The organism is Pseudoalteromonas aurantia, from assembly GCF_005886875.1.
GTDB classification, from domain to species: Bacteria; Pseudomonadota; Gammaproteobacteria; order Enterobacterales; family Alteromonadaceae; genus Pseudoalteromonas; species Pseudoalteromonas aurantia_A.
In genome coordinates this window covers 69227-95548 of record NZ_PNBY01000009.1, presented here as the reverse complement: position 1 = coordinate 95548, position 26322 = coordinate 69227, and the positions used below count along the sequence as shown (strand labels likewise).

The 26322-nt window shown below is 43.0% G+C and carries 20 protein-coding genes; 19 read left to right on the top strand and 1 reads right to left on the bottom strand.

Features of this window, described 5'->3' with window-relative positions; all coding sequences use genetic code 11:
* Window positions 1-2: 2 nt before the first annotated feature.
* From rsmH to lpxC, 15 genes are all read left to right on the top strand, one after another.
* The gene (rsmH, locus tag CWC18_RS01575) at window positions 3-938 is read left to right on the top strand and encodes a 16S rRNA (cytosine(1402)-N(4))-methyltransferase RsmH (protein ID WP_138589967.1); all 936 of its coding nucleotides are present in this window, start codon (window positions 3-5) and stop codon (window positions 936-938) included.
* Window positions 938-1261 (top strand): cell division protein FtsL, encoded by a 324-nt coding sequence (gene ftsL / locus CWC18_RS01570; RefSeq protein WP_138589966.1) that lies wholly within the window; start codon window positions 938-940, stop codon window positions 1259-1261. The genes rsmH and ftsL overlap by 1 nt, the downstream gene beginning before the upstream one ends.
* Complete coding sequence (locus tag CWC18_RS01565) at window positions 1258-3072, top strand: peptidoglycan D,D-transpeptidase FtsI family protein (protein WP_138589965.1); 1815 nt, start codon at window positions 1258-1260, stop codon at window positions 3070-3072. The genes ftsL and CWC18_RS01565 overlap by 4 nt, the downstream gene beginning before the upstream one ends.
* Window positions 3065-4528 carry a UDP-N-acetylmuramoyl-L-alanyl-D-glutamate--2,6-diaminopimelate ligase gene (locus tag CWC18_RS01560; RefSeq protein WP_138674589.1) on the top strand — a complete coding sequence of 488 codons (1464 nt, stop codon included), beginning with the start codon at window positions 3065-3067 and terminating at the stop codon, window positions 4526-4528. The genes CWC18_RS01565 and CWC18_RS01560 overlap by 8 nt, the downstream gene beginning before the upstream one ends.
* Window positions 4525-5916, top strand: a complete 1392-nt coding sequence (locus CWC18_RS01555; protein WP_138589963.1) for a UDP-N-acetylmuramoyl-tripeptide--D-alanyl-D-alanine ligase — start codon at window positions 4525-4527, stop codon at window positions 5914-5916. The genes CWC18_RS01560 and CWC18_RS01555 overlap by 4 nt, the downstream gene beginning before the upstream one ends.
* The gene (mraY, locus tag CWC18_RS01550; RefSeq protein ID WP_010361404.1) at window positions 5910-6992 is read left to right on the top strand and encodes a phospho-N-acetylmuramoyl-pentapeptide-transferase; all 1083 of its coding nucleotides are present in this window, start codon (window positions 5910-5912) and stop codon (window positions 6990-6992) included. Before CWC18_RS01555 ends, mraY begins: the two co-directional genes overlap by 7 nt.
* A complete protein-coding gene (gene murD, locus CWC18_RS01545) occupies window positions 6993-8318 on the top strand; it encodes a UDP-N-acetylmuramoyl-L-alanine--D-glutamate ligase (RefSeq protein ID WP_138589961.1) in 1326 nt (441 codons plus the stop codon).
* Complete coding sequence (ftsW, locus tag CWC18_RS01540) at window positions 8315-9490, top strand: cell division protein FtsW (RefSeq protein ID WP_138589960.1); 1176 nt, start codon at window positions 8315-8317, stop codon at window positions 9488-9490. Before murD ends, ftsW begins: the two co-directional genes overlap by 4 nt.
* Window positions 9487-10551 carry an undecaprenyldiphospho-muramoylpentapeptide beta-N-acetylglucosaminyltransferase gene (gene murG / locus CWC18_RS01535; RefSeq protein ID WP_138589959.1) on the top strand — a complete coding sequence of 355 codons (1065 nt, stop codon included), beginning with the start codon at window positions 9487-9489 and terminating at the stop codon, window positions 10549-10551. Before ftsW ends, murG begins: the two co-directional genes overlap by 4 nt.
* A 16-nt stretch (window positions 10552-10567) precedes the next feature.
* On the top strand, window positions 10568-12022 hold the full coding sequence (murC, locus tag CWC18_RS01530; protein WP_138674588.1) for a UDP-N-acetylmuramate--L-alanine ligase: 1455 nt from the start codon (window positions 10568-10570) through the stop codon (window positions 12020-12022).
* Window positions 12019-12927: a D-alanine--D-alanine ligase gene (locus CWC18_RS01525; protein ID WP_138674587.1), complete on the top strand. Its 909-nt coding sequence runs from the start codon at window positions 12019-12021 to the stop codon at window positions 12925-12927. The genes murC and CWC18_RS01525 overlap by 4 nt, the downstream gene beginning before the upstream one ends.
* 1 nt (window position 12928) lies before the next feature.
* Window positions 12929-13708 (top strand): cell division protein FtsQ/DivIB, encoded by a 780-nt coding sequence (locus tag CWC18_RS01520; protein ID WP_138674586.1) that lies wholly within the window; start codon window positions 12929-12931, stop codon window positions 13706-13708.
* The gene (ftsA, locus tag CWC18_RS01515; protein ID WP_138589955.1) at window positions 13705-14937 is read left to right on the top strand and encodes a cell division protein FtsA; all 1233 of its coding nucleotides are present in this window, start codon (window positions 13705-13707) and stop codon (window positions 14935-14937) included. Before CWC18_RS01520 ends, ftsA begins: the two co-directional genes overlap by 4 nt.
* Window positions 14938-14958: 21 nt before the next feature.
* Window positions 14959-16191, top strand: coding sequence for a cell division protein FtsZ (gene ftsZ / locus CWC18_RS01510; protein WP_138589954.1), 1233 nt, complete (start codon window positions 14959-14961; stop codon window positions 16189-16191).
* 84 nt (window positions 16192-16275) lie between these two features.
* Window positions 16276-17187, top strand: coding sequence for a UDP-3-O-acyl-N-acetylglucosamine deacetylase (lpxC, locus tag CWC18_RS01505; RefSeq protein ID WP_138589953.1), 912 nt, complete (start codon window positions 16276-16278; stop codon window positions 17185-17187).
* A 34-nt stretch (window positions 17188-17221) separates the two neighbouring features.
* Here the strand turns inward: lpxC and CWC18_RS01500 are convergent, their stop codons facing one another.
* Entirely contained in the window at window positions 17222-17716 is a 495-nt protein-coding gene (locus CWC18_RS01500; protein ID WP_138589952.1) for a DUF721 domain-containing protein, read from the bottom strand.
* A gap of 404 nt (window positions 17717-18120) precedes the next feature.
* On the opposite strand from CWC18_RS01500, the gene secA reads away from it, so the two are divergent.
* The 4 genes from secA (at window position 18121) to CWC18_RS01480 (ending at window position 26272) form a co-directional block, all read left to right on the top strand.
* Window positions 18121-20829 (top strand): preprotein translocase subunit SecA, encoded by a 2709-nt coding sequence (gene secA, locus CWC18_RS01495; RefSeq protein ID WP_138589951.1) that lies wholly within the window; start codon window positions 18121-18123, stop codon window positions 20827-20829.
* 67 nt (window positions 20830-20896) lie between these two features.
* Window positions 20897-21289: an 8-oxo-dGTP diphosphatase MutT gene (gene mutT / locus CWC18_RS01490; RefSeq protein WP_138589950.1), complete on the top strand. Its 393-nt coding sequence runs from the start codon at window positions 20897-20899 to the stop codon at window positions 21287-21289.
* A gap of 117 nt (window positions 21290-21406) precedes the next feature.
* Window positions 21407-23476 (top strand): M13 family metallopeptidase, encoded by a 2070-nt coding sequence (locus CWC18_RS01485; protein WP_138674602.1) that lies wholly within the window; start codon window positions 21407-21409, stop codon window positions 23474-23476.
* A gap of 216 nt (window positions 23477-23692) precedes the next feature.
* Window positions 23693-26272, top strand: a complete 2580-nt coding sequence (locus CWC18_RS01480) for a family 20 glycosylhydrolase (RefSeq protein WP_138674585.1) — start codon at window positions 23693-23695, stop codon at window positions 26270-26272.
* Window positions 26273-26322: the final 50 nt, after the last annotated feature.

Below are 26322 nucleotides of genomic sequence, written 5' to 3'. Positions count from 1 at the left end.
GCATGACTGCACAATTTCAACATGTATCAGTGTTGATGCAAGAAACACTTGATGCATTAGATATCGATCCAAATGGCACCTATATTGATGGGACGTTTGGGCGGGGTGGTCACTCAGGCCAAATACTTGCACGATTAAGTGAGCAAGGTCGCTTGCAAGCGATAGATCAAGACCCCCAAGCCATTGCTGCGGCAGAAAAGTTTGCTGATGATAAACGCTTTGCGATAGCACACACCCGATTTTCAAATATTCATACAGTTGCGCAAGATGCCGATTTATTGGGTAAAGTCGATGGTATCCTACTCGACATAGGCGTGTCGTCACCTCAACTTGACGATGCTGACCGTGGCTTTAGTTTTATGAAAGATGGCCCATTAGATATGAGAATGGACCCGACATCTGGGCGCAGCGCAGCGCAGTGGTTAGCTGAAGCTGAACTTGAAGATATTACGTTTGTTATCAAAAAATATGGTGAAGAGAAGTTTGGTCGCAGAATTGCACATAAGATTTTAGAAACGCGTGACGAAACGCCCATTTTAACTACAAAGCAACTTGCTGATTTAGTTGATGAAGCAGTTCCAATCAAAGACAAGCATAAGCACCCAGCAACCCGCACATTTCAAGCTATTCGAATTTACATAAATAGTGAGCTAGAAGAGATCCAAACGGCTTTGCAAGCATCTTTGGATGTTTTAAAGCCTGGTGGGCGACTGGTTGTTATTTCTTTTCATTCGTTGGAAGATCGCATTGTTAAGCAGTTTATTAAAAAGCAAAGTAAGGGCGAAGCACTCCCTCGTGGGTTACCTTTAACCGACGCGCAGCTTAAACAGAATTTAACATTAAAAGCGGTAGGTAAAGCGATTAAGCCGAGCATTGCAGAGATTAACGAAAATCCGAGATCACGCAGTTCAGTACTCAGGGTGGCGCAAAAGCTGTAATGAACAAAGTTGTAGATAGACAACCTAAATTGTTTTCAGAAATGTTAGCTGGCTTGTTTGCCAACAAGCTAACGTTTTTACTATTGCTGTTGATTTTTGTTTCCGCGTTGGTCGTGGTACAAGTCACGCATTTTGCTCGACAACAATTAATTGATCAGGATGTCTTATTACAACAGCGTGACGAACTTGATCTACAGTGGCGATATTTATTGGTTGAGGAAGAATTTTATTCGCAACATGCCCGCATCGAAGAAGTTGCCAAAACCCAGCTTAAAATGAAACGCCCAACCAGCAAAGATGAGCAAGTGGTGGTATTACCATGATGAAACCCAAAAGTGCTCCCGTAAACCTGATTACTTGGCGGTTTGCGCTTGTGTGTGTGGTGCTGGTATTGGTCTTTGTTACCTTAATGGCCAGAGCAGCTTATTTACAGGTCATTGAACCAGATAAAGCCCGTGCTGAAAACGCCAAGCGAACTGTTCGCGTGGAAACGTTAACAGTTCAACGAGGTATGATTTTTGACCGCAATGGTAAAGAGTTAGCGGTCAGCGTTCCGGTTGTAAGTGTCTATGCCGATCCTCTGGCATTAGACAAGTCGATTGCTAAAAAAGTACTTAGAGCTGCACGTAAAAATGGTGAAGACCATAAAGCACTCGCGCTAGATGAAGCGACTTTGAACGAGAGGAAAATACAATGGTACGCGCAAGATTTACGCTGGCGAGAGCTTGCTGATGTATTACAAATCGATAATGACAAAGTAGATTCGCGTTTACGGGGAAATACCAGTCGTCGTTTTGTTTATTTAAAGCGTCAAGTAACCCCTGCAGTTGCAAATTACATTCGCCAACTTAAGCTGCCAGGTATTCACTTACTTGATGAATCAAAAAGGTTTTACCCCAGTGGTGAAGTTTCTGCACATGTTTTAGGTTTCACCAATATTGATGGTGTAGGAATTGAAGGCATTGAAAAGCTTTTCGAGAATGCTTTAACAGGCGCAGAAGGCCGCCGCACTATTCGAAAAGATGCCCAAGGCCGAGAAGTACAAGTTTTATCTGAAGAGCAGCGAGTAGAGCCTGAAAATATTGAACTCAGTATTGATTTACGAATTCAAGCCATCGCGTATAAAGCATTAAAAAGTGCGGTACTCAGTTACAAAGCAACGTCGGGTTCTGCGATGGTTGTGGATGTGACCACAGGTGAAGTCTTGGCGATGGTAAATAGCCCGAGCTTTAACCCCAATGACATGCGAGATGCGGCGCCCTATAAACGTAGAAACCGCGCCATCACAGATTTATTTGAACCAGGCTCAACACTCAAACCATTAGCGATATTGGCGGGGCTGGATTATGGTGCAATTGACGCTGATGATACAGTTAATACTTATCCTGGCTGGATGCGTTTAGGTGGCAGCTTAGTGAAAGATACCCGCAACCACGGTGAAATGTCTTTACGAGAAATACTGAAGGTCTCCTCCAACATGGGAGTGGCAAAAATTAGCCAAATGCTACCCAAAGAATATATGGTTGGACTGTATCAAAAAGTTGGTTTTGGACAGGACACGGGGACGTTAATGGTGGGGGAAAGTAGCGGGCTATTTTACCCAAACCGTCGTTGGTCTGACTTTGAAATAGCGACACTTTCATACGGATATGCTGTTTCGGTAAGTACAGCACAAATTGCGCGTTTGTATGCAACATTTGGTGCTGGTGGTATTTCGCGTCCCCTTACTATTTTGAAGCAAGAAAAGCCTCAAGAAGGTCAACGTGTGTTTGAAGAAGAACATGTAAAAGCTGTGGTTGCGATGATGGAGTCAGTTTTTGAAAAAGGGGGGACAGCAGCCAATGTGAAAGTGGATGGTTACCGCGCGGCGGGCAAAACGGGAACCTCTGAGAAAGCAGTTGCCGGTGGTTATGGCGACGAATATGTTGGCTATTTTGCCGGTGTTGCTCCTGTAAGTGATCCTAGACTTGCTGTGGTTGTCATGGTGAATGAGCCTGGTGATGATATTTATTATGGGGGCCAAACATCAGGCCCCGCCTTTGCAGAAATCATGTCTAGTGCTTTACGTATTCTCAATGTTGCACCCGATAAAGGCCGTGTAGCACGCGTATCGGAGGATAAAAACGATGCGTGATCTCGCAAAAATACTCAGTCCATTAGGCGTTACATGCTCGGCTCTGATAGTTGAGCATTTACGTATAGACAGTCGAGAAATTCAGTCTGGAGATGCTTTTATTGCGCTGCGAGGCCATATCCAAAATGGTGAGGAATATGTGCATGCCGCATTTGAACAAGGTGCAAAATGTGTTTTGGTTGACAGAGAAAGTAATGTGTTGCCAGAAGATAGCCGTGTTATTAGAGTCACGGATCTTAAAAAACGCATAGCGCAAATTGCGGCTGATTTTTATGGACAGCCCAGTGAAAAAATGCGCTTAGTGGGTGTAACGGGTACCAATGGTAAATCAACCACCACTGCGATGATTGCTAATTTAGCGCAACTATGTGATACCCCATCAGCGATGATTGGTACCTTGGGTTATGGACCTGTCGAGCAGTTAACACCTTTAGCGAATACCACGCCATCTTCGATTGACTTACAGCGTATTTTGGCAACATTAAAAGAAAGAGCGCAACTCGTTGCAATGGAGGTATCGTCTCACGGTTTAGAGCAAGATAGAGTGGATCAGAGTCACTTTGAAGCCGCCGTTTTTACAAATCTTTCGCGCGACCACCTAGATTATCATGGTTCCATGCAAGCGTATGCAAATGCGAAACTTAAGCTTTTTAAGACGTGTCAGCCAAGAGTGAGTGTGCTGAATATTGATGATGAATATGCATTACAGTGGTTGGATGAACACACTTTCAATCATTTAGTTGTGTATGGTTTTAAGCCAGCACAGCACAATTTCAGTCAGTATGTCTGGTTTGATGATGTGCAGTGCTCTCAATGTGGCATTCGCGCAAAAATTCATACTTGTTGGGGCGATACAGACGTTGAATTACCATTATTTGGCTTATTTAATTTATACAATTTAGCGGCGTCATTAGCGACTTTATTGATGTTAGGTTATGACCTGAAAGCGCTGCTACGAGCGGTTAGTGCGCTAAAGCCCGTTGCTGGGCGAATGGAAGCGACGTTTACCGTAAACAAACCGACCTGTGTGGTAGATTATGCTCATACACCAGATGCGCTGGAATTAGCGTTAAAAGCCTTGCAACAGCATGTTCCCGGTAATGTGGTTTGTGTCTTTGGATGTGGTGGTGATCGGGATGTTGGCAAACGGGCATTAATGGCACAAGCGGCAGAAAAATATGCCAATAAAGTGATTATCACCAGTGATAATCCTCGTAGCGAAGATCCAGACAAAATCATTGCAGATGTTAAGGCTGGGCTCAGTCAACCTCAGTATGCTTACTGCCAGAAAGATCGTGCACTAGCAATTAAATATGCGATTGAGCAGTCACCGAGTAACAGCGTTATTCTCATCGCCGGTAAAGGTCATGAAGACTACCAGATCATTGGCCAGCAGCGTATCGCATTTTGCGATAGACAATGGGTTAAAACAATTTTAGAGGGGGAAGGAGCATGATCAAAGTGGATTTCACTTGGCTTGCTGATGCACTAAATACCTCTTTTAATGGGGAAAGCAAACTGGTCGGTAATATTAATACCGATACAAGAACAATAACAACAAATGAGGTGTTTCTTGCACTCAAAGGCCCTAATTTTGATGGTCATAAGTTTGTCCAACAGGCACAAGAAAAAGGGGCTATTGCAGCAATTGTTGAGACCGAGGTTGATTGTGATATTCCACAATTTGTCGTAGAAGACACACGTTTAGCATTGGGCGCAATCGGTAAAGCGATCATGGCCCAAGTTGCGCCAAAGACTATCGCAATAACAGGCAGTGTTGGCAAAACGACGGTGAAGGAAATGTGCGCCGTAGTGCTTGCTCGCAGAGGTCATGTACTTGCGACTAACGGCAATTTTAACAATGATATTGGTGTCCCTTTAACCTTAATGAGATTAGAAGAGCATCATGAGTATGCGGTGATTGAATTAGGGGCGAATCATATCGGTGAGATTGCGTACACAGCCGCATTAACACAACCTGATGTTGCTGTGGTATGCAATGTTGCGCCTGCGCATATTGAAGGGTTTGGCTCAATTGAGGGCGTTGGCCAAGCAAAAGGCGAGATCTTTTCTGGATTAAAAGCCAGCGGTGTAGCAGTTATTAACAGCGATAGTGAATTTGCTGGTATGTGGCAAAGTGGGCTGGGTGATAAATCGCAAGTGCGCTTTTCACTGACAGAAAAGTTAGACATTTGGGTTGAAAACGTTGTACTCGATCACATGGCGTACGCCAGTTTCGAATTATGCACTGAAAATGAACGAGTGTCGGTAACATTGCCATTACCTGGTGAGCACAATGTGATGAATACGCTTATTTGCGCTGCATTAACCACGCAATTAGGTGCAAGCTTACAGGATGTCGCTAAGGGAGTGTCCCAAATGAACGCTCCAAAAGGCCGAGTAAATTTAATTAAGGTCCATGAATCATTGACGGTGGTGGATGATACGTACAACGCGAACGTTAGATCAGTGAAGGCTGCAATTGATCTTTTAACTAAGATGCCGGGGCACCATATCTTTGCGTTAGGCGATATGGGGGAGCTTGGTGAGCAAGCACGAGAATACCATGAAGAAGTTGGAGAGTATGCGCGTGAGAAAGGCATTGATGAGCTATTTACCTTAGGGGTATTAAGCCGCTATGCCAGTGATGTATTTGAGCAGTCAGGGCAACACTTTTCAACAAGAGAGCATTTATTAGAAGCTGTAAAGTTAAGCCTTTCTAAGCAGTTAGGGCATTGTACTGTGGTAGTAAAAGGATCGCGCAGTTCTCGTATGGAATTATTAGTAGCAGATTTAGTAGACAGTGGCCGTAAAACAGGCACTGATGGAGCATCAGTATGTTAGTTTGGTTAGCTGAGTACTTAACCCAATATTATAGTGGTTTTAATGTTTTTTCATATTTAACCTTGCGCGCTATTTTAGGTATTTTAACGGCATTATTTATATCACTATACTTTGGGCCCAAGTTAATACGTGCATTACAACGTATGCAAATAGGACAAACAATACGCGATGATGGCCCTGAGTCTCACTTATCTAAGTCAGGCACTCCTACCATGGGTGGGTTACTCATTTTAGCTGCCATCTTTGTGAGTACGTTGATGTGGGGGGATTTAGATAATAAATATGTGTGGGTTACCCTATTTGTGATTGGTAGTTTAGGTATTGTTGGCTTTGTAGATGATTACCGTAAGGTGATCCGAAAAGACAGTAAGGGCTTGATCGCACGTTGGAAGTACTTTTGGCAGTCTGTTATTGCTATCAGTGTTGCCAGTTTTATGTATTTTACTTCTCATTCTGCATCAGAAACGGTCTTAGTCGTACCATTTTTAAAAGATGTGATGCCTCAGTTAGGTTTGTTCTATTTAGTGATGAGCTACTTTGTCATTGTTGGTACGTCAAATGCGGTGAATCTAACGGATGGTTTAGATGGTTTAGCGATTGTGCCAACTATTTTAGTTGCTGCGGCACTTGCAATTATTGCGTATGTTACTGGTAATGTGAATTTTTCATCTTATCTCCATATTCCTCACATACCTTTGGCATCAGAATTGGTAGTGGTTTGTACCGCAATCGTGGGCGCTGGGTTAGGCTTCTTGTGGTTTAATACATATCCAGCTCAAGTATTTATGGGCGATGTAGGTTCGTTAGCCTTGGGTGGTGCGTTAGGGATCATTGCTATCTTAGTCCGCCAAGAGCTGGTGTTACTTATCATGGGCGGTGTTTTTGTTATGGAAGCTCTCTCGGTTATTTTACAAGTTGGCTCGTATAAATTACGAGGGCAACGCATTTTTAGAATGGCACCGATTCATCACCACTATGAACTAAAGGGTTGGCCAGAGCCAAGAGTGATAGTCAGGTTTTGGATCATTTCTATTATCTTAGTTCTAGCTGGATTAGCGACGTTAAAGATCAGATAAATGCAATATTTAAAAGTGCTTAAAAATAAGAAAATAACAGTGCTCGGGCTCGGTGTAACCGGTCTGGGCATTGTGCGTTTTTTATTGTCGCATCAGATTATACCTAAAGTGGTTGATAGTCGTGCAGTCCCTCCTGGAGCCGACTGGTTGGCAGATAATGCCCCAGAATGTGAGGCTGTTTTTGGTCCATTGGCGGAAGCTGGCTTATCTTATGCTGAGATGGTGATCATTAGCCCTGGTATCGCCCTTTACGAAAGCAGTGTTGCGCACGCAATTGCTCAAGGGGTCGAAGTCATTGGAGACATTGAATTATTTGCACGCTTAAATACCACGCCGGTTGTTGCAGTAACAGGGTCAAATGGTAAATCAACAGTGGTGAGCCTTGCAACTGAGGTATGTAAAGCTGCTGGATTAAAAGTTGGGCTAGGAGGCAACATTGGCACATCCGTTTTGGCATTACTTGATGAGTCGCATGATGTTTATGTCTTGGAGTTATCAAGCTTTCAATTGGAGACCACAGAAAGTTTGGTATGTCGCTCGGCGATGATCTTGAATATTACCGAAGACCATATGGATAGGTACCCTAATTTTGCAGGGTACTGTGCGGCCAAACAACGGATTTATAAACATGTAGAGCAGTTAGTGTTTAATGCCGATGATGAAAATACTTTTTCTGATAGTACACAAGGGATAAGCGTGTCAGTTGATTCGGGTGATTATCGAGTATTGACTGACAATGATACCGCGTATTTTTCGGCTCATGGTGAAGTTTTGCTGCCTGTGAATTCGTTGCGTGTTGTTGGCCGACATAATCAGTTTAATGCTTTAGCAGTCATGGCATTACTTGCGCCTTTTAATCTACCTATAGAGAGTTTTAAACACGCATTTAAGTCATTTAAAGGGCTTGAACATCGCTGTCAGTTGGTCGCTGAATTTCAAGGTGTGAGGTATTTCAACGATTCTAAAGCAACCAATGTCGGTGCAACGGTTGCCGCATTAGAAAGCCTAGCGCGTGAGCAAGGAAAAATTTTACTCATTCTTGGTGGTGATGCAAAAGGCGCTGATTTGAAGCCTTTAATTGTGCCACTCCAACGCTATTGCAAAGCGATTTTTTGTTTTGGTCAAGATGGAGAGCAGTTTTTAGCTCTACATGAACAGGCCTTTTTAGTAGACAGTTTAGATGCTGCAGTGCAACAGGCAGCAGCATTATCATGTAATGGTGATAGTGTCTTGCTCGCTCCAGCGTGTGCAAGTATTGATATGTATGCCAATTATATGGTGCGTGGTGAAGCTTTTTGTAATTTGGTTGCGGAGCTAAAAGGATGACCAGCTTCGCTCCGCTCAAGCTGATTTTAACGCCTCGTCAATCTGATGCGTTATTCGATGTGCCTCTATTCTACAGTATGCTGTGCTTGATTGGCGTCGGCTTTGTTATGGTAACGAGCGCGTCTATGCCAGTTGCTGAGCGATTATTTAACAACCCTTACCATATTAGCATCCGTCATGGCATGTTCTTAGGGATGGGGCTCTTTTTGTTTTGGGCCACTACGAGTGCGCCTATGGCATGGTGGAAACGGTGCAATCCTTATTTACTGTTACTTGGCTTTGGGCTATTGATTTTAGTGCTATTGGTTGGTCGTGAAGTTAATGGATCTAAACGTTGGATCCCTGTTGGTCCGGTTGGCGTGCAAGCGGCTGAGCTAGCGAAATTGTTCTTTTTCAGTTATATCGCTGGTTATTTGGTGCGTAAAAAAGAAGAAGTACAAGAAAACCTAAAGGGGTTTGCTAAACCGATTGCGGTGTTTGCAGTCTATGCCTTTCTTATCTTAATGCAGCCAGATTTAGGCACTGTGGTGGTGATGTTTGTGACCACTGTGGGTTTACTTTTTTTGGCGGGCGCTAAATTATGGCAGTTTTTTGCTTTGATCCTCACGGGTATTTTTTTAGTGGTGTTACTCATTATTTTTGAGCCATATCGTATGGCGCGCGTTGTGGGGTTTTTGGAGCCGTGGGATGACCCTTTTGGCAAGGGGTACCAATTAGTTCAATCACTTATGGCTTATGGGCAGGGTGGTTGGTTTGGACAAGGTCTAGGCAATAGCGTACAGAAATTACAGTATCTGCCAGAGGCACATAATGATTTTATTTTTGCGGTAATAGCTGAGGAACTCGGCTTTATCGGAGTGGTCAGTATTATTCTGCTATTAGGATGCCTAGTGTTTAGAGCGCTTCTTATTGGTCAAAAAGCGCTGAAGCACGGTAAAGAATACGAAGGTTACTTTGCCCTTGCGATAGGGATATGGTTTGCTTTTCAAACCATGGTAAATATTGGTGCGAGTGCCGGAATACTACCGACGAAAGGGTTAACGTTGCCGTTTGTATCTTATGGGGGGTCCAGTTTGTTAGTGATGATTGTTGCCGCTGGTGTGTTACAGCGAGTGGACTTTGAAACAAAGATGTCGACTAAACAAGCAACGTCGCGAGGAGGAAGGCGATGAAAAAACGTTTATTAGTCGTTGCAGGGGGAACTGGGGGGCATATATTTCCCGGGATCGCCGTTGCAAATGATCTTAAATCACAAGGCTGGGATGTATCATGGGTAGGAACGCCCGATCGTATGGAGTCTGAGGTCGTACCAAAGCATAATATCGAGATTGACTTTATTCATGTTCAAGGTGTGCGTGGTAATGGCATAAAAAGATTACTTACAGCCCCAGTGACTGTGTTAAAGGCCATACTTGCAGCAAGAAAAATTATAAAACACCGCAAGCCAAATGTGATTTTGGCGATGGGCGGCTATGTGACAGGGCCGGTAGGTATTGCAGCTAAGTTGTCGTCTGTTCCTTTGGTGATCCACGAACAAAATGCAGTGGCTGGTATGAGTAATCGATTACTGGCGAAAGTAGCCAATGCGGTATTGGGCGCTTTTCCAAGCGCTTTTTCTGATAAACGTTTCCAGGTTGTTGGTAATCCGGTACGTGAATCGGTTGCTCTGTTACAGCCTAAGCAGGCAAAGCAAACGATTAACTGCTTAGTTGTTGGTGGCTCGTTAGGTGCAAAAGTGCTGAACGATACACTACCTGAGGTATTCGCTAAGTTACAAAGCGACGTTGAAGTGCCCTTAGTTGTGAGGCATCAAAGTGGAAAAGGCCAAAGTGAACACTTGGATAAGAATTATCTCGATTTGGGTGTACAAGCCTCTGTTAGCGACTTTATTAATGACATGGATAAAGCATATGCGTGGGCTGATATCGTGATTTGCCGGTCAGGTGCACTTACGGTGAGTGAAATTGCTGCTGCGGGGAAAATGGCCTTGTTTGTGCCTTATCCGCATGCTGTTGATGATCATCAAACTGCGAATGCTGATTATTTAGTAAAAGATAAAGCAGCATTGATCATGCCGCAATCTCAATTTGAATTAGACGCTATTGTCGACTTATTACGGCCATTTATGTTGCAGCCTGAGCTTATCACTGAGATTGCAGTGAAAGCCAAAAGTTTAGCCAGGTTAGATGCAACACGTTCAGTTGCCCAAGTATGTGCACAGATAAGCCGATAGTGTATTGAATAAATAGATGATTAAAGAGTGTGTAGTGAAAGAATCAAGTAAACGCCGAGCGATGAGAAGAATTAACACCATTCACTTTATTGGTATTGGTGGTGCTGGTATGGGTGGAATTGCTGAAGTACTTGCGTTTGAAGGCTATCGAATTACGGGATCAGACATTGCCAATAATGCGATGACAGAGCGACTCATAAAGGCGGGTGCCGAAGTGTTTATCGGACATCATGAAAGTAATGTAAAAGATGCTGATGTGGTGGTTGTATCAACGGCAATTGATGAAACTAATCCAGAGATCATTGCTGCTAAGGCGGCAAGAACTCCAGTTGTTAGGCGTGCTGAAATGCTTGCTGAGCTAATGCGTTTTCGCCATGGTATTGCTGTGGCCGGTACACATGGTAAAACCACGACCACGAGCTTAATTGCCAGTATTTTTGCACAAGCGCAATTAGATCCGACTTTTGTGATTGGTGGCTTATTAAATAGTGCCGGTACCAACGCTAAGCTAGGGAAAAGTGATGTATTGATTGCTGAGGCAGATGAAAGTGATGCATCATTCTTACATTTACAGCCCATGGTGTCAGTAATCACGAATGTTGAAGCGGATCATATGGATACTTACGGTGGTGATTTTGAAAAGTTAAAAGACACGTATGTTGAGTTTGTTCATAATCTGCCTTTTCATGGTTTAGCTGTTGTGTGCATAGATTCACCTGTCGCACTTGAGTTAATTCCGCGTTTTGCTCGTCCTACGATCACCTATGGAGAGGCCGCAGCGGCTGATTATAAAATGGTGAATTTTACTCAGTCAGTGAATAGCAGCAAGTTTTCTGTGATCACCAAACAAGGTGAATGTATTGATGTGGAGTTAAACATGCCTGGTAGGCATAACGCACTCAATGCTACCGCTGCGATTGCGGTTGCCAAAGATCATGATATTGAAAACCACTTTATTTTAAAGGCTCTGGCTGAATTTGAAGGCATTGGACGTCGTTTTCAACACTATGGTGAATTTGAAAATGAGTGTGGTTCGGTGATGTTAGTTGATGATTACGGGCATCATCCATCAGAGGTTCAAGTGACCATTGAAGCTGCGAGAGCGGGTTGGCAAGATAAGCGCTTAGTGATGATTTATCAGCCGCATAGATTCACTCGTACCCGAGATTTATATGAAGACTTTGTGAAAGTTTTAGCTGAAGTTGATCAATTAATCTTATTAGATGTATATAGTGCGGGTGAAAGTCCCATTATTGGTGCGGATAGTAAAAGCTTGTGTCGCAGCTTACGTCAAAGAGGGATAGAGCCCATTCATGTTGCAAACCAAGATGAGTTATTTGGTATTTTGGCTGATACGCTGGCTGATAATGATTTAGTGATCACACAGGGTGCGGGAAATATAGGTCAAATAGTGAAAAAAATAGCGGCGACAAATATGTCGATTAATACGTTAAAGCAAGGTGATGCATGAAGCAGTTTGGTAAAGTCGCCGTTTTGTTAGGCGGAAACTCTGCAGAGCGTGAAGTGTCATTAAAATCTGGTGCAGCAGTGCTGAATGGGTTGATCAAGGCCGGCATAGATGCTTTTGCGTTTGACCCAGCGCAGCGCAATATCCTTGAGCTTAATACGCTTAATGTCGACCGGGTGTTTATTGCGCTACACGGCCGAGGTGGTGAAGATGGTACGATTCAAGGAGCGCTTGAGTTTATGTCATTACCTTATACAGGCAGTCAGGTTTTGGGCAGTGCGCTGGCTATGGATAAAATTCGCAGTAAGCACTTATTTCGCGCAGCGCAGTTGAGTACAGCAGCGTATAGGGTTGCGAATGCAAAAGAGGGCGTTGATGCCGCAGCAATTATTGCCGATTTTGGTAAAGTCATGGTTAAACCAAGCCATGAAGGCTCTAGTATCGGGATGGCACAAGCATGTACGGCACAAGAGTTAACTGATGCACTTACCGCAGCATTTGCATTTGATGATGAAGTACTCATTGAGCAATGGGTTACAGGTCGGGAATTTACTGTGGCGATGCTCGCAGATGAGGCTTTACCTGTGATAGAGATGAAAACGCCGCGTGGCTTTTATGATTATGAAGCGAAATATCAGGTTAATAGCACAGAATATTATTGCCCGGCAGAGTTAAGTGAAGCACATACAGCACAGCTACAGGTCATGGCGAAACATGCGTTTGAGCTGGTTGGTGCAACAGGCTGGGGTCGAGTTGATGCGATGCAAGATGAGCATGGCCAATTTTATTTACTTGAAGTAAATACGGTTCCGGGCATGACTGAAAAGTCTTTGGTGCCAATGGCTGCTAAAGCACAAGGTGTGAGTTTCGAGCAATTAGTTGTTCGCATTTTGGAGCAAACGCTTTAAGATGCGTGCGCTTTTTGAAAAAGTCAAAAGACTACATAAAAGATGCAATTGGTCTTTTATATTTGGTGTTGGTTTTTTCATTGCTGTCATTATATCACTGACAAAGAGCACATTTTGGATCAGTGATTGGCTAGTAGAGCACCAAGATGCTCAGTTAAAAAAGTTAACCGTATTAGGTCAACCTTATTACAGTAGTGAGCAAGAAATTATATCTGCCATTAAGCGAGTTGATTCAAGTAGTTATTTTGAACTGGATGTAAAAGCGGTTCAGCAGTCGGTCATGTCGCTGCCTTGGGTTGCGAGTGTATCGGTGCGCAAGCAGTGGCCAGATCAACTGCATGTATATGTGGTTGAACACCAACCCGTGGCAATATGGAATAGCGACTTATTATTGAATGAAGAAGGTGAGGTTTTTCAAGCGCCAAATGAAAGTTTAACCAATAAATTGCCGCAATTATATGGCCCTGAAGGCAGTGAAACAGAGGCATGGCACACTTTTTTGCAGTTGAAGGCCATGCTGGAAGTTAATCAATTTCATTTAGTCAGCTTGGCTTTATCAGAGCGATTTGCATGGCAGTTGTGGTTAGACAATGGCATGCGCTTAAATTTAGGGCGCGAAGAAAAAGCAAAGCGAGTACAGCGTTTTATTGATGTATATCCGCAAATGCAAAGGCCGGAAGGTGCGTTAATTGACGCGATAGATTTACGCTACGACACAGGACTTGCGGTGAGTTGGAAGTATCCGCAAGTTGAAGCACAACAAAATAAGAGTAAAGCATGACGAAGTCAGCAGAAAGAAACTTAGTGATAGGGCTCGATGTTGGTACCTCTAAAGTGGTAGCAACCGTGGGTGAGATCACCGCAGATAATCAGCTTAGTATTGTGGGTGTCGGTAACCAAGTCTCTCACGGTATGGACAAAGGTGGTGTGAATGATTTGAACTTGGTTTCTGAGTCAATTCGTCGTGCAATTGATGAAGCTGAATTGATGGCAGATTGCCGTATTAGTTCTGTTTATCTTGGTATCTCGGGTAAACACATTCAATGCCAAAACGAAAGTGGCGTGGTTGCGATCAATAACTCAGAAGTCACAGATGACGACATAGCCAATGTGATCCATATTGCACGCTCTGTGCCGATTTCTGCTGAGCGTAAAATGCTGCATTCACTGCCGCAAGAATATAGCATTGATATGCAAGAAGGAATAAAAAACCCGTTGGGTATGAGCGGTGTGCGAATGGAAGCAAAAGCACATATCATCACGTGCTCAAATGATATGGCAAAAAATATCGAAAAATGCGTTGAGCGATGTGGTCTTAATGTCGATCAGTTGACGTTCAGTGCCTTGGCATCTTGCTATTCAGTGCTGACAGAAGATGAAAAAGAATTAGGGGTTGCCGTTGTTGATATGGGCGGTGGCACCATGGATATTGCCATTTATTTAAATGGTGCTTTACGCCATTCTGCTGTGATCCCCGTTGCAGGCAATCAAGTGACAGGTGATATTGCAAAAATATTCCGTACACCGATATCTCACGCTGAGTCATTAAAAGTGCAATATGCTTGCGCAAGTAGCCAAATGGCCAGTAGTGAAGAAACCATTGAAGTGCCAAGTGTGGGTGGTCGACCGGCGAGGCTAATGTCACGCCATACTCTCTCTGAGGTTGTTGAGCCACGGTATAGAGAGTTACTTGAATTGACGTTGGAAGAAATACGTCGCTCAGGGTTTGAAGATCAAATCGCCGCTGGGCTGGTTATAACCGGAGGGAGTGGTAAAATGGCCGGCGCATTAGAAGTGGCCGAAGATATTTGCCAAATGCCAGTACGAGTAGGAAAACCCATCGGAGTTACTGGATTAACAGATTATGTGAACGATCCTGCATACGCAACCGCAGTAGGTTTGTTACAATATGGCCGTACTCTGCAGTCGATGAATGCACAGAAGTCGAAATCAGAGTCGGAAGGAAATTGGTGGAACCGCGTTACAAAATGGTTCCAAGGCGAGTTTTAAGCTCAAGTCGGAGAGTGAAAGATGTTTGATATAATGGAACAACACAGCGAAGAAGCTGTTATTAAAGTTATTGGTGTAGGTGGCGGTGGTGGTAATGCCGTTGAGCACATGGTTAAACAAGAGATCGAAGGTGTGCGATTTGTTGCTGCGAATACGGATGCACAAGCATTACGTAAATCATCTGCAGATATTACGGTACAGCTCGGCACACAGATCACTTCTGGTTTAGGTGCAGGTGCGAATCCTGAAGTGGGTCGTAAATCTGCTGAAGAAGACATAGAAACGATTAAAACAGCATTAGAAGGTGCTGATATGATCTTTATTGCTGCGGGTATGGGCGGTGGTACAGGTACAGGTGCAGCACCTGTTGTTGCTCGCGTAGCCAAAGAGCTTGGTATTTTAACGGTTGCGGTAGTCACTCGACCTTTTGATCTTGAAGGCAAAAAGCGTATGGCTGCTGCGGATCAAGGTATTGGTGAATTGTCAGAAATTGTAGATTCACTTATTACAATTCCAAACAATAAATTACTGAAAGTATTAGGTAAAGGCACTACATTACTCGATGCCTTTGCAAAGGCAAATGACGTACTTTATGGTGCGGTGCAAGGCATTGCTGAACTAATAACGCGTTCAGGATTGATCAATGTGGATTTCGCCGACGTAAGAACAGTTATGTCAGCAATGGGCACAGCAATGATGGGAACAGCGTCTGCGTCGGGTCCAGATCGTGCTCAAGAAGCCGCTGAGGCAGCTATTTCAAGCCCATTATTAGAAGATGTTGATTTAACAGGTGCAAAAGGTATCTTGGTTAATATAACAGCGGGTATGGATATCACCATCGAAGAATTTGAGATTGTCGGTAATCATGTAAAGGCTTTGGCATCAGAAAATGCAACGGTTGTTGTGGGGGCGGTCATTGATCCTGAAATGAGTGACGAATTACGAGTGACTGTGGTTGCGACGGGTTTAGGTGGTGAGCGCAGACCTCAGTTTGGTATTGTAGATAATGGCTTTAAAAAAGCGGCCGGTGGTGATACAGCAAGTACTGCAACCAGTCAATCTGCAGGCATGTTTGTTCCGAGCTTTACACAGTCAGAAACGGCACAAGACACGGTACCGAGTACCGTAAGTACAGCACAAACGAGCAATGTGCCTGCGCCAGAAAGTCAAGCTTCAGCGAAACCTGCTGAACAGGACAAAGAGAAAGGGGATTACTTTGACATCCCTGCATTTTTACGCAAACAGTCAGACTAAACTGGCTGTTAATTAAACAATTGGCAGGTGGTCGTATCTGTGATACAATCCGCCGTCTAAGTGTAATTTGAAGTAGGCGAAGCTATGATTAAACAACGTACAATTGCTGAAGTTGTTAAAGCAACGGGTGTCGGGCTTCACAAGGGTGAAAAAGTTACGATCACTCTCCGACCCGCGAGTGAAAATACCGGAGTGGTATTTCGCCGCGTTGATCTTGACCCTGTGGTGGATTTTGAAACCACACCTGATGCTGTTGGTGATACGCAATTATGTACGTGTTTAACAAACAAAGACGGAATTCGTCTTTCGACTACTGAGCATTTAATCGCGGCTGTTGCTGCGCTAGGTATTGATAACCTAGTGGTAGAGCTCAACAGTGCTGAAGTGCCGATAATGGACGGGAGTGCATTACCGTTTATTTATTTATTACAAAAAGGCGGTATTAAAGAGCAAAACGTTGCGAAGCGTTTTATTCGTATCAAAGAAAAGGTACGTGTGGAAGACGGCGATAAGTGGGCTGAGATCACCCCTTATGATGGCTTCCATATTGACTTTGAAATTGCGTTTGACCACCCTGCAATTAATGACAGTCGTCAGCGTATAGGCCTTGATATTACAGCACAAAGTTTTACTGAAGAAATTAGTAGAGCACGTACCTTTGGGTTTATGAAAGACATCGAATACATGCATGCTAATAATCTAGCGCTGGGCGGTAGTATGGATAACGCGGTTGTATTGGATGAATATAAAGTATTAAACCCAAACGGGCTGCGCTATTCAGATGAATTTGTGAAGCATAAAATACTCGATTGTGTTGGTGATATGTTTATGGCTGGTCATAACATTTTAGGTAAAATTACTTGTTACAAGTCAGGTCATGGCCTTAATAATAAGCTGCTACGTGAGATTATGGCATCAGAAAGCGCGTGGGAATGGGCTACATTTGAAGAGCCTATTAGCATGCCAGCGCCTGGCATGGAAGTAACCACGGCATGAACGGCAAAAAATTCTAAGAAATGACGCGATAGCGTCATTTTTTTTGCTTATTTTTCTGCGCGTGTTGAGCAAGTTTTAATAATTTGGCTTGTAGGCTGGGTGGGGCATTCCCTGCGATTTCAGTTAGCTGCTGTGCTGTTTGTGCGCTCATAACTCGGCCCTCGCTCTGTTTTTCAGGGCGAGTTTGGTCATCTCGTTTAGGCGTTAATCGTTGCTGTGCTTCGGGGTTAGTGACGATTTTTACTTGTGCGCACTCTATCATTCCAGCAGCTCTAAATTGAGATAGAATCTCCATTTTTAAGAAGTTTAAACGAGTAGCAAGGGTGGCTGATGCGGCTTCAATGACCAATGTTCCTTCTCGATAGTTACCCACACGGCATTTTTTAATTAAAACGGGGCCTACGGCACTCTCTAAACAGCTTTGCCATTGCGCCATCGCTTGTGACTTTTCTGTATAACTGACCATCTTGTTAGACCACTTTCCCATTAACTCATTGAGTTGCTTAGGAGCATACCGATTCTTTGCCATTGTTATTTTTCAAAGTCTACGAAACACACTTCCTAGTATAGCGGTGCCTGAAAGTGAACAACAGTTAAATAAAAGCAGGAAGCTTGATTTATCGCTAAATATCACCATATCTAAGGTTAATCTCGATTATGTTTCAATTTGTTGCTAAATTAGGTTTTTGTTGCTAATGAAAATAGCAGCATTAATGTACGTAAAGCCGCTTTTTATCAGGAAAACCTCGCTGTTTTGACTTCAATGGTTTGCAGCTACGTAGAGTCTGGTATGATAGGGGTAATAAATTGAATTTGGCATACAGCAAACGCAATTAAGCATTTGTCGCCGACAGGAAGCAGTGCGGCCTCAGTACCCAATGACGTATACGCATAGGTAAGGTCAGCCATCAATAGAGTGAAAACGGTTTTAACATGATAGCTAATATTTTTACCAAGATTTTTGGTAGTCGCAATGACCGCACTATTAAAAACTTAAGAAAGACAGTTGCTTTAATTAATGCCTTGGAAGAGCAATATGCAGCTCTGACCGACGAACAACTAAAAGCTAAAACAGCGGAGTTCAGAACGCGTTTCGAGCAAGGCACTAGTTTAGATGATATTCTACCTGAAGCATTTGCAACAGTGCGTGAAGCATCAAAACGTGTTTATAAAATGCGTCATTTCGATGTGCAAATGATTGGTGGTATTGTGCTTCACCAAGGCCGAATCTCTGAAATGCGCACCGGTGAAGGTAAAACGCTAACCGCGACGTTACCCGCTTACCTAAATGGTTTAACGGGGAAGGGCGTTCATGTCATCACTGTAAACGACTATTTAGCCAAGCGTGATGCAGAAACAAACCGTTCATTATTTGAGTTTTTAGGGTTGAGTGTTGGCTGTAATGTACCCGGCATGATGCCGGAGCAAAAAAAGCAAGCTTACTCAGCAGATATCACGTACGGAACCAACAATGAATTTGGTTTTGATTACTTACGTGACAATATGGCATTTAGCATAGAAGAGCGTGTTCAACGTCCTCTGTATTATGCGGTCGTGGATGAAGTGGATTCAATTTTGATTGATGAAGCGCGTACACCACTCATTATTTCAGGCCCAGCAGAAGACAGCTCAGCGCTCTATACGCAAATAAATAAAATTGTTCCTTCTCTTATTTTACAAGAAAAAGAAGATGAAGAAGGGATTGAAGGCGATGGCGACTTCACAATTGATGAAAAATCAAAGCAGGTTCATTTAACTGAACGTGGCCAAGTCAATGTGGAAGAATTATTACTTGAACATAAGCTTATTGAAGAAGGTGATTCACTTTATTCAGCAGCCAGCATTACGTTATTAAGCCATGTCTACGCAGCACTTCGCGCACACAAATTGTATCAAAAAGACGTTGATTATGTAGTCAAAGACAATGAAGTCATTATTGTTGATGAGCATACCGGTCGTACAATGGAAGGGCGTCGTTGGTCTGAAGGTCTACATCAGGCGGTAGAAGCGAAAGAAGGTGTTCGTATTCAAAACGAAAACCAGACGCTGGCCTCTATTACTTTCCAGAATTACTTCAGAATTTATGACAAGTTAGCGGGTATGACAGGTACCGCTGATACTGAAGCATTCGAATTTCAATCCATTTATGGGTTAGACACGGTTGTTATTCCTACAAATAAACCAATGGTTCGTGATGATAGAGCCGATTTAGTTTATTTAACTCAAGAAGAAAAGTTTGAAGCTATTCTTGAGGATATCAAAGGGTGTCAGGAGCGTGGTCAACCAGTTCTTGTTGGTACCGTTTCGATTGAAAGCTCAGAGTACTTATCGCATTTCTTACGTAAGGAGAAGATTGAGCATAATGTTCTAAACGCGAAGTTCCATGAACAAGAAGCCGATATTGTTGCTGATGCGGGTTTACCGGGTAAAGTGACTATTGCAACTAACATGGCTGGTCGTGGCACCGATATTGTACTTGGTGGTAATTGGCAGAGTGATCTTGCTAAATTAGACAACCCATCAGAAGACAAAATTGCGCAAGTGAAAAGCAAGTGGCAAGAAACGCACGATGCTGTATTAGCTGCTGGCGGTTTACACATTATTGGTACTGAACGTCATGAATCACGCCGTATAGATAATCAGCTTCGAGGCCGATCGGGTCGTCAAGGTGATGCGGGGTCAAGCCGCTTCTATTTATCAATGGATGATGCGCTAATGCGTATATTCGCTGGTGAGCGCATGACAAACATGATGCGTAAGTTAGGGATGCAGCGTGGTGAAGCCATCGAACACCCTTGGGTGAATCGTGCAATTGAAAACGCGCAACGCAAAGTGGAAGCACGTAACTTTGATATTCGTAAGCAATTACTTGAATACGATGATGTGGCGAATGACCAACGTCGTGTAGTGTACGAGCAGCGGAATGAGTTGCTAGAAGAAGGCGACATTTCAGAAACCATTAATGCTATTCGTGGTGATGTGCTTAATGGCACTATCGATCAGTTTATTCCACCGCAGAGCCTTGCTGAGATGTGGGATATTAAAGGGCTGGAAGAGCGTATTAAAGGTGATTTCCTTATCGAGCTGCCAATTGCAAAGTGGTTAGCTGATGATGAAAAACTGTATGAAGAGAAGCTGCGTGACCGCATAAATGAAGAAGTCGAGCAATCATACAAAGATAAAGAGCAAATGGTTGGCCCAGATGTGTTACGTCAGTTTGAAAAGGCAATCATGCTACAAAGCCTTGATCAACACTGGAAAGATCATTTAGCGGCGATGGATCACCTGCGTCAAGGTATTCATTTACGCGGCTATGCACAGAAAAACCCTAAACAAGAATATAAGCGTGAGTCTTTTGAGCTATTTTCTGAAATGCTTGAAAACTTGAAAGTAGATGTTGTGGGGATCCTCAGTAAAGTACAGGTGCGTGCTGAAGAAGATGTTGAGAAAGTCGAACAGCAACATCGTCGCAGTGAGCAAGCACCTAAAGAGTATCAGCATGCTGAAGCTGAACATGTTGGTGGCGAAGTACCTGAAGGTGTCGCTGTTGCTGCAAGAACTGATGTTAAGGTGGGTAGAAACGAAGCTTGTCCTTGTAAATCAGGCAAAAAATTTAAACAATGTTGTGGTAAATTAAAGTAGTCATAGACATTATTGTTTTAGTAAAAAGCGACTCTTGAGTCGCTTTTTTTATCGGAGAATTATTAGCATGAAAAAAGTCGTTGAAGTTGCTGTTGGGGTTATAAAGGCAAACAATAAAATCTTCATTAGTAAGCGTCATGACGGGCAGCACCAAGGTGGTTTATGGGAATTCCCAGGTGGTAAAATCGAAGCGGGCGAAACGGTATTTGCTGCGTTAAAGAGAGAGTTAAAAGAAGAAGTTAATATTGATGTCGTAAGCTCTACTGAATTACAAGTAATAGAGCATGATTATACAGATAAGTCAGTGCGATTGATGGTGCATATAGTCGAAGATTTCACTGGCGAAGCGAAAGGGTTAGAGTCACAAGTTTGCCAGTGGGTAGATATTAACGAATTGACTAATTATGACTTTCCAGAAGCGAATCAGGAAATTATCAGCCGCCTTCACACTACTATTTAGAATAAATACTGATAAACCTATATTTTTTGCCACGGATAACCGGTTTTACAATGAGAAGGTTGTTTATTATGAGTGTCGGGGTTTATTATGAATAAAAAGGTTAAATGGAATGATGTTATGAAAAATGCCTCGTTAGCGGCGCTTGGTATTGCACTCGCATTAGGTTTGATCGGCTGTAGTGAGCCCCCTGTAGAAAATAACGCATCAAAAACTGCGGTTGAACAACCACAACCTACACTCAATTCAGGCATTGAATTGGCCAATATGGATAAGTCGGTACGCGCACAAGATGACTTTTATTACCATGTAAATGGCAATTGGCTTAAAAAAACAGAGATACCGGCTGATAAATCAAACTATGGATCATTTACTGCGTTGTATGATGATTCGCAAAAAGCGTTACGTACTGTTTTAGAGAACGCTGTTCAGAATGCTTCTATGGAACAAAGTGATGATGAACGAAAGCTTGCCGGTTTTTATAGTAGTTATCTTGATGAAACGGCTAGAGAAGAATTGGCATTAGCGCCCTTAAAGCCTTACTTAGAACCGGTAAAAACACTGACAGATAAAGCCCAACTGCCTAATGTCATGGCCAAGTTGCTGCTTCAAGGTGGAACCAACCCATTTGCTTGGTATGTAAATAATGATGCAAAGAATTCTAGTGAGAATGCGCTCTATTTATATCAAAGCGGTTTAGGGTTACCTGACCGTGATTATTATTTAAAAGACAGTGACAAGTTTACCAATATTAGAGCGCAGTACGCGCAATATATAGAACAAGTGTTACTTCGCACCGGTGAACAAAAGCCCAAAGCGGCTGCTGCGCGCATCCTAAAACTGGAAACGGCAATAGCGACTGCACAGTGGTCGAGAGTAGCGAGTCGTGATGCCACTAAAAGCTACAATAAGTTGTCGTTAAATGATGCCAATGCATTGATCCCCGCATTTGATTTACAAGCCTATTTATCAACTGCGGGTTTAAAGGTGAATGAGTTGGTCGTAAACCAACCGTCGTATATTGCGCAGTTATCGCAAGTTGTCGATGATTATTCACTGACTACATGGCAGCAGTACCTGACTTTCCACTTTGTAAACAATCATGCTGCGTTATTAAATAAAGAGATGGTGGACCTGAAGTTTGACTTTTTTGGTAAAACATTACGCGGTGTGCAGGCACAAGCGCCTACATGGAAAAAAGCCGTAGACGCCAGCAATGAAGTGTTGGGTGAGCTACTGGGTAAAATATATGTAGAAACTTACTTCCCCCCTGAAGCAAAAGCGCGTATGACTGAGTTAGTCGATAATGTCATTCAGGGATTCGACTATGCGATTGATGACCTTGAGTGGATGAGCGCAGAAACAAAAGTTGCGGCCAAAGAGAAGTTAAGTAAATTTACCCCAAAGATTGGTTATCCAGATAAGTGGCGAGATTATTCTCAATTAAATATTGATGCTGATGATTTACTTGGAAATTATGTTCGTTATACACAGTGGGCTTATGCTGATATGGCCGCTAAAATTGGCAAACCAGTAGATCGCTCTGAGTGGTTTATGACACCGCAAACAGTGAATGCTTATTACAATCCTGTAAATAACGAAATTGTTTTTCCTGCTGCTATTTTACAGCCTCCTTTTTTCAATCTTGAAGCCGATGATGCCGTTAATTATGGTGCAATTGGCGCTGTAATAGGTCATGAACTTGGGCATGGGTTTGATGACCAAGGTGCAAAATATGATGGTGAAGGAAATCTTCGCAATTGGTGGAGTGAGTCTGATTTAACTCAGTTTGAAAAGCGCGGTAATAAACTGGTTGCACAATATGCCCAGTTCAAACCGTTCGAAGATGCCCATGTCAACGGCGAGTTGACATTAGGTGAGAATATAGGTGATTTGGGCGGTTTGACTGTATCGTACAAAGCGTATCAGTTAGCTTTAGCCGGTAAAGTTTCGCCTGTGATTGATGGTTACACGGGTGAACAGCGCTTTTTTATGGGCTGGGCGCAAATATGGCGTCGTCAATACAGAGAGGAAGAGCTTCGCTCTAGGTTGATGACGGACTCTCATTCCCCGAGTCATTATCGTGTCATTGGAGTGCTACCTAATATGCCTGAGTTTTATAAAGCGTTTGACGTAAAAGCGGGCGACCAAATGTATATCGCTCCAGAAGAGCGCGTTAAAATTTGGTAGCCTCCATACTTTAATAAAATTTAATTGCCATAGCCCACTGTTTAGTGGGCTTTTTTTTAATTATTTTGCAGTTGCAGTTTTGTACAGTAAATATTGATAGCGCTGTCATTTTTGTTTTTATATGATGAAGCTAATGTTAATAGTGACTGAACACTTTACGCTCATATTTTAATATCGAATAATTGAGAGTGAAGGTGTTTACCAAGGAGCAAACCAATGACCTTTAAGCAACACATGCTAGCGAGTCTATTGATAACGACGCCGTTGTTCGCCAACGCTAACCTATCACAGTCTCAACTGGACTCTTTTACACAAGGCACAAAACTTGTATTTGCCGTAGAAGATAATTTTCATAATGGTGCCTCGAGTCTTATTGCGTCAATGACTTTGACTAATGACTCGGATATTGCGCTTGGTAAAGGCAAGTCTGACTGGCAAATATATATACACTCTGTGCGTAAAATACATAGCAAGTCTGCAGCTGGGTTTGACATTGAGCACATTAATGGTGATTTACATCGATTTGTTCCCAATGAGGATTTTGCGGGTTTAGCAGTTGGCGAAAGCATCAAAATAGAATTTGAAGCTGCTGTGTGGGTTGCAGCGTATAGTGACTTTATGCCTCGCGCATTTATGGTGTCACAGCAAAATACCCCTGCTATTTTTGCGAATACAGACACAGAAGATTTTAAGCAATATATTGCACCATTTGAGCGAGAAAACCAGCTCAGACGATATAATGACCCTGTTGATAAAACTCAGTTAGCATCTGCTAAATTGCGCTACGAAAGAAATCTTTCATCAGTGTCGATAACAAAAGAAGATGCGTTAAAACGTATTATTCCTCAACCACAAAAAGTAGACTTTAATCGTGGCAGCACGGTGATTGATTCAACGTGGGAGTTGCGTTTTGCAGGTCGCTTAACATCTGAGGTCGCTGTTTTTAAAGCTGATTTAGCCAATTATGGATTAGAGCTAGAGAGTAAAGCTGACCATATTAAAGCTTCTAAAGCGCCTACCATTTACTTAAAAGTTGATGAAAGCCTGGCTGATGGGGCTGCTGAAAGTTATCAGCTAGAAATAGATGATGATAAAATAGAGATCGTTGGTAGCGATAACGCTGGCGTCTTTTACGGTATTCAAAGTTTATTAGCGCTCTTCCCAGCAGGGAGCAAAAATACCATCACTGTGCCTAATGTTGAAATTGAAGATACGCCAAGGTTTGTGTGGCGTGGTATGCACTATGACAACGCACGTAATTATCATGGCAAAGATGCGCTGTTTAAATTAGTAGAGCAAATGGCACGCTATAAGCTGAACAAGTTTCATTGGCACTTTTCAGATGATGAAGGCTGGCGTGTTGAGATCCCTGGCTTACCAGAGTTGACGGAAATTGGCGCTCATCGTTGTTTTGACTTAGAGGAGCAGCGATGCTTACTCACCCAACTTGGCACGGGTCCGTTCAAATCTGGTTCAGGTAATGGCTACTTGTCTCGAGAAGATTTTGTCGAATTGATTAAGTTTGCGCATGCACGCCATATTCAGATCATTCCTGAAATTGAAGGCCCAGGCCATGCGCGTGCTGCCATTAAATCTATGGAGGCTCGTTATAATACATTAAAGGCGCAAGGTAAACTTGAACAGGCCAAAGCATATCTATTAACCGATCCGAATGATGAGTCAGAATATATCACGGTGCAAAATTACACTGATAATTCATTTAATGTGTGCCTCGATTCGACCTATGCCTTTATTGAAAAAGTGACCTATGAATTACAAGCAATGTACCGTGATGCCGGCACACGCCTGACTAATTTACACTTTGGTGGTGATGAAGTTGGCAGTGGGTCGTGGACAAAATCTCCTGCGTGCGAGACCTTATTTAGCGATGCAAATAACGGCATAGCAGGCGCGGCAGACTTAAAACCTTACTTTACACAAAAAGTGGCGCATATCTTAGCCAAGCGCGGGATCTCTCCTGGGGCTTGGGAAGATGGCTTAATGTACGACAGAGTTAATCCATTCAAACGAGATGAGTTTCCAAATCAAACTTTTACAGCAAACGTTTGGGACAATATTTGGGAATGGGGCGTTGCTGATCGCGCTTACCGTTTAGCTAATGATGGTTATCAGGTTATTTTGTCACACGGCACACACCTTTATTTTGATCACCCTTACGAGGCTCACCCTGAAGAGCGCGGTTATTACTGGGCAACGCGTTTTATCGACACTAAAAAAGCATTTAGTTACATGCCAGATGACGTATACGCCAATGCAGATTTTACCCGTACACGAGAGCCTATTGTGAACCTTGAAGCGCTAGTTGGCAGAGCCATGCCAAAGCTTGAAAAACCAGAAAATATTTTGGGTATGCAAGGCCAAGTATGGAGTGAAACCATTCGTACTGAAGAGCAGGTGTTAGCGATGATCTTCCCGCGTATTCTCTCAGTGGCGGAGCGTGCTTGGCATAAAGCGAGTTGGGAAGGAGGTAAAATCGCTGTAAAACCTTTTGCGAAGGATTGGTTGAGTTTTTCTACGGCGTTAGCTGTGAAAGAAATCCCAAAGTTAGTTTCAGCTGGGGTTGATGTGAACTTACCTGTCCCGGGTGCCATTCGAAAAGGTAATACAGTCTATGCGAATAGTGCATTTCCTTACTTAAGCATCGAATATAGCCTAGATAACGGGGCGACTTGGGTAAATTATGCAGATCCGATCAGTGTAAGCAATAACGCTGCCGTGTTATTAAGAACCCGATTAGATGATAAAAATACAAGTAGAATCACAGAGTTAAATTAAATTTACGCTGATGAACACTAAAAAAGGACCGTTTGGTCCTTTTTTAGTGA

What these genes read in the sequence shown, in the direction of transcription:
- rsmH (WP_138589967.1), top strand. Translation starts at nt 3, where the DNA reads ATGACTGCACAATTTCAACATGTATCAGTGTTGATGCAAGAAACACTT.
- ftsL (WP_138589966.1), top strand. Translation starts at nt 938, where the DNA reads ATGAACAAAGTTGTAGATAGACAACCTAAATTGTTTTCAGAAATGTTA.
- CWC18_RS01565 (WP_138589965.1), top strand. Translation starts at nt 1,258, where the DNA reads ATGATGAAACCCAAAAGTGCTCCCGTAAACCTGATTACTTGGCGGTTT.
- CWC18_RS01560 (WP_138674589.1), top strand. Translation starts at nt 3,065, where the DNA reads ATGCGTGATCTCGCAAAAATACTCAGTCCATTAGGCGTTACATGCTCG.
- CWC18_RS01555 (WP_138589963.1), top strand. Translation starts at nt 4,525, where the DNA reads ATGATCAAAGTGGATTTCACTTGGCTTGCTGATGCACTAAATACCTCT.
- mraY (WP_010361404.1), top strand. Translation starts at nt 5,910, where the DNA reads ATGTTAGTTTGGTTAGCTGAGTACTTAACCCAATATTATAGTGGTTTT.
- murD (WP_138589961.1), top strand. Translation starts at nt 6,993, where the DNA reads ATGCAATATTTAAAAGTGCTTAAAAATAAGAAAATAACAGTGCTCGGG.
- ftsW (WP_138589960.1), top strand. Translation starts at nt 8,315, where the DNA reads ATGACCAGCTTCGCTCCGCTCAAGCTGATTTTAACGCCTCGTCAATCT.
- murG (WP_138589959.1), top strand. Translation starts at nt 9,487, where the DNA reads ATGAAAAAACGTTTATTAGTCGTTGCAGGGGGAACTGGGGGGCATATA.
- murC (WP_138674588.1), top strand. Translation starts at nt 10,568, where the DNA reads ATGATTAAAGAGTGTGTAGTGAAAGAATCAAGTAAACGCCGAGCGATG.
- CWC18_RS01525 (WP_138674587.1), top strand. Translation starts at nt 12,019, where the DNA reads ATGAAGCAGTTTGGTAAAGTCGCCGTTTTGTTAGGCGGAAACTCTGCA.
- CWC18_RS01520 (WP_138674586.1), top strand. Translation starts at nt 12,929, where the DNA reads ATGCGTGCGCTTTTTGAAAAAGTCAAAAGACTACATAAAAGATGCAAT.
- ftsA (WP_138589955.1), top strand. Translation starts at nt 13,705, where the DNA reads ATGACGAAGTCAGCAGAAAGAAACTTAGTGATAGGGCTCGATGTTGGT.
- ftsZ (WP_138589954.1), top strand. Translation starts at nt 14,959, where the DNA reads ATGTTTGATATAATGGAACAACACAGCGAAGAAGCTGTTATTAAAGTT.
- lpxC (WP_138589953.1), top strand. Translation starts at nt 16,276, where the DNA reads ATGATTAAACAACGTACAATTGCTGAAGTTGTTAAAGCAACGGGTGTC.
- CWC18_RS01500 (WP_138589952.1), bottom strand. Translation starts at nt 17,716, where the DNA reads ATGGCAAAGAATCGGTATGCTCCTAAGCAACTCAATGAGTTAATGGGA.
- secA (WP_138589951.1), top strand. Translation starts at nt 18,121, where the DNA reads ATGATAGCTAATATTTTTACCAAGATTTTTGGTAGTCGCAATGACCGC.
- mutT (WP_138589950.1), top strand. Translation starts at nt 20,897, where the DNA reads ATGAAAAAAGTCGTTGAAGTTGCTGTTGGGGTTATAAAGGCAAACAAT.
- CWC18_RS01485 (WP_138674602.1), top strand. Translation starts at nt 21,407, where the DNA reads ATGAAAAATGCCTCGTTAGCGGCGCTTGGTATTGCACTCGCATTAGGT.
- CWC18_RS01480 (WP_138674585.1), top strand. Translation starts at nt 23,693, where the DNA reads ATGACCTTTAAGCAACACATGCTAGCGAGTCTATTGATAACGACGCCG.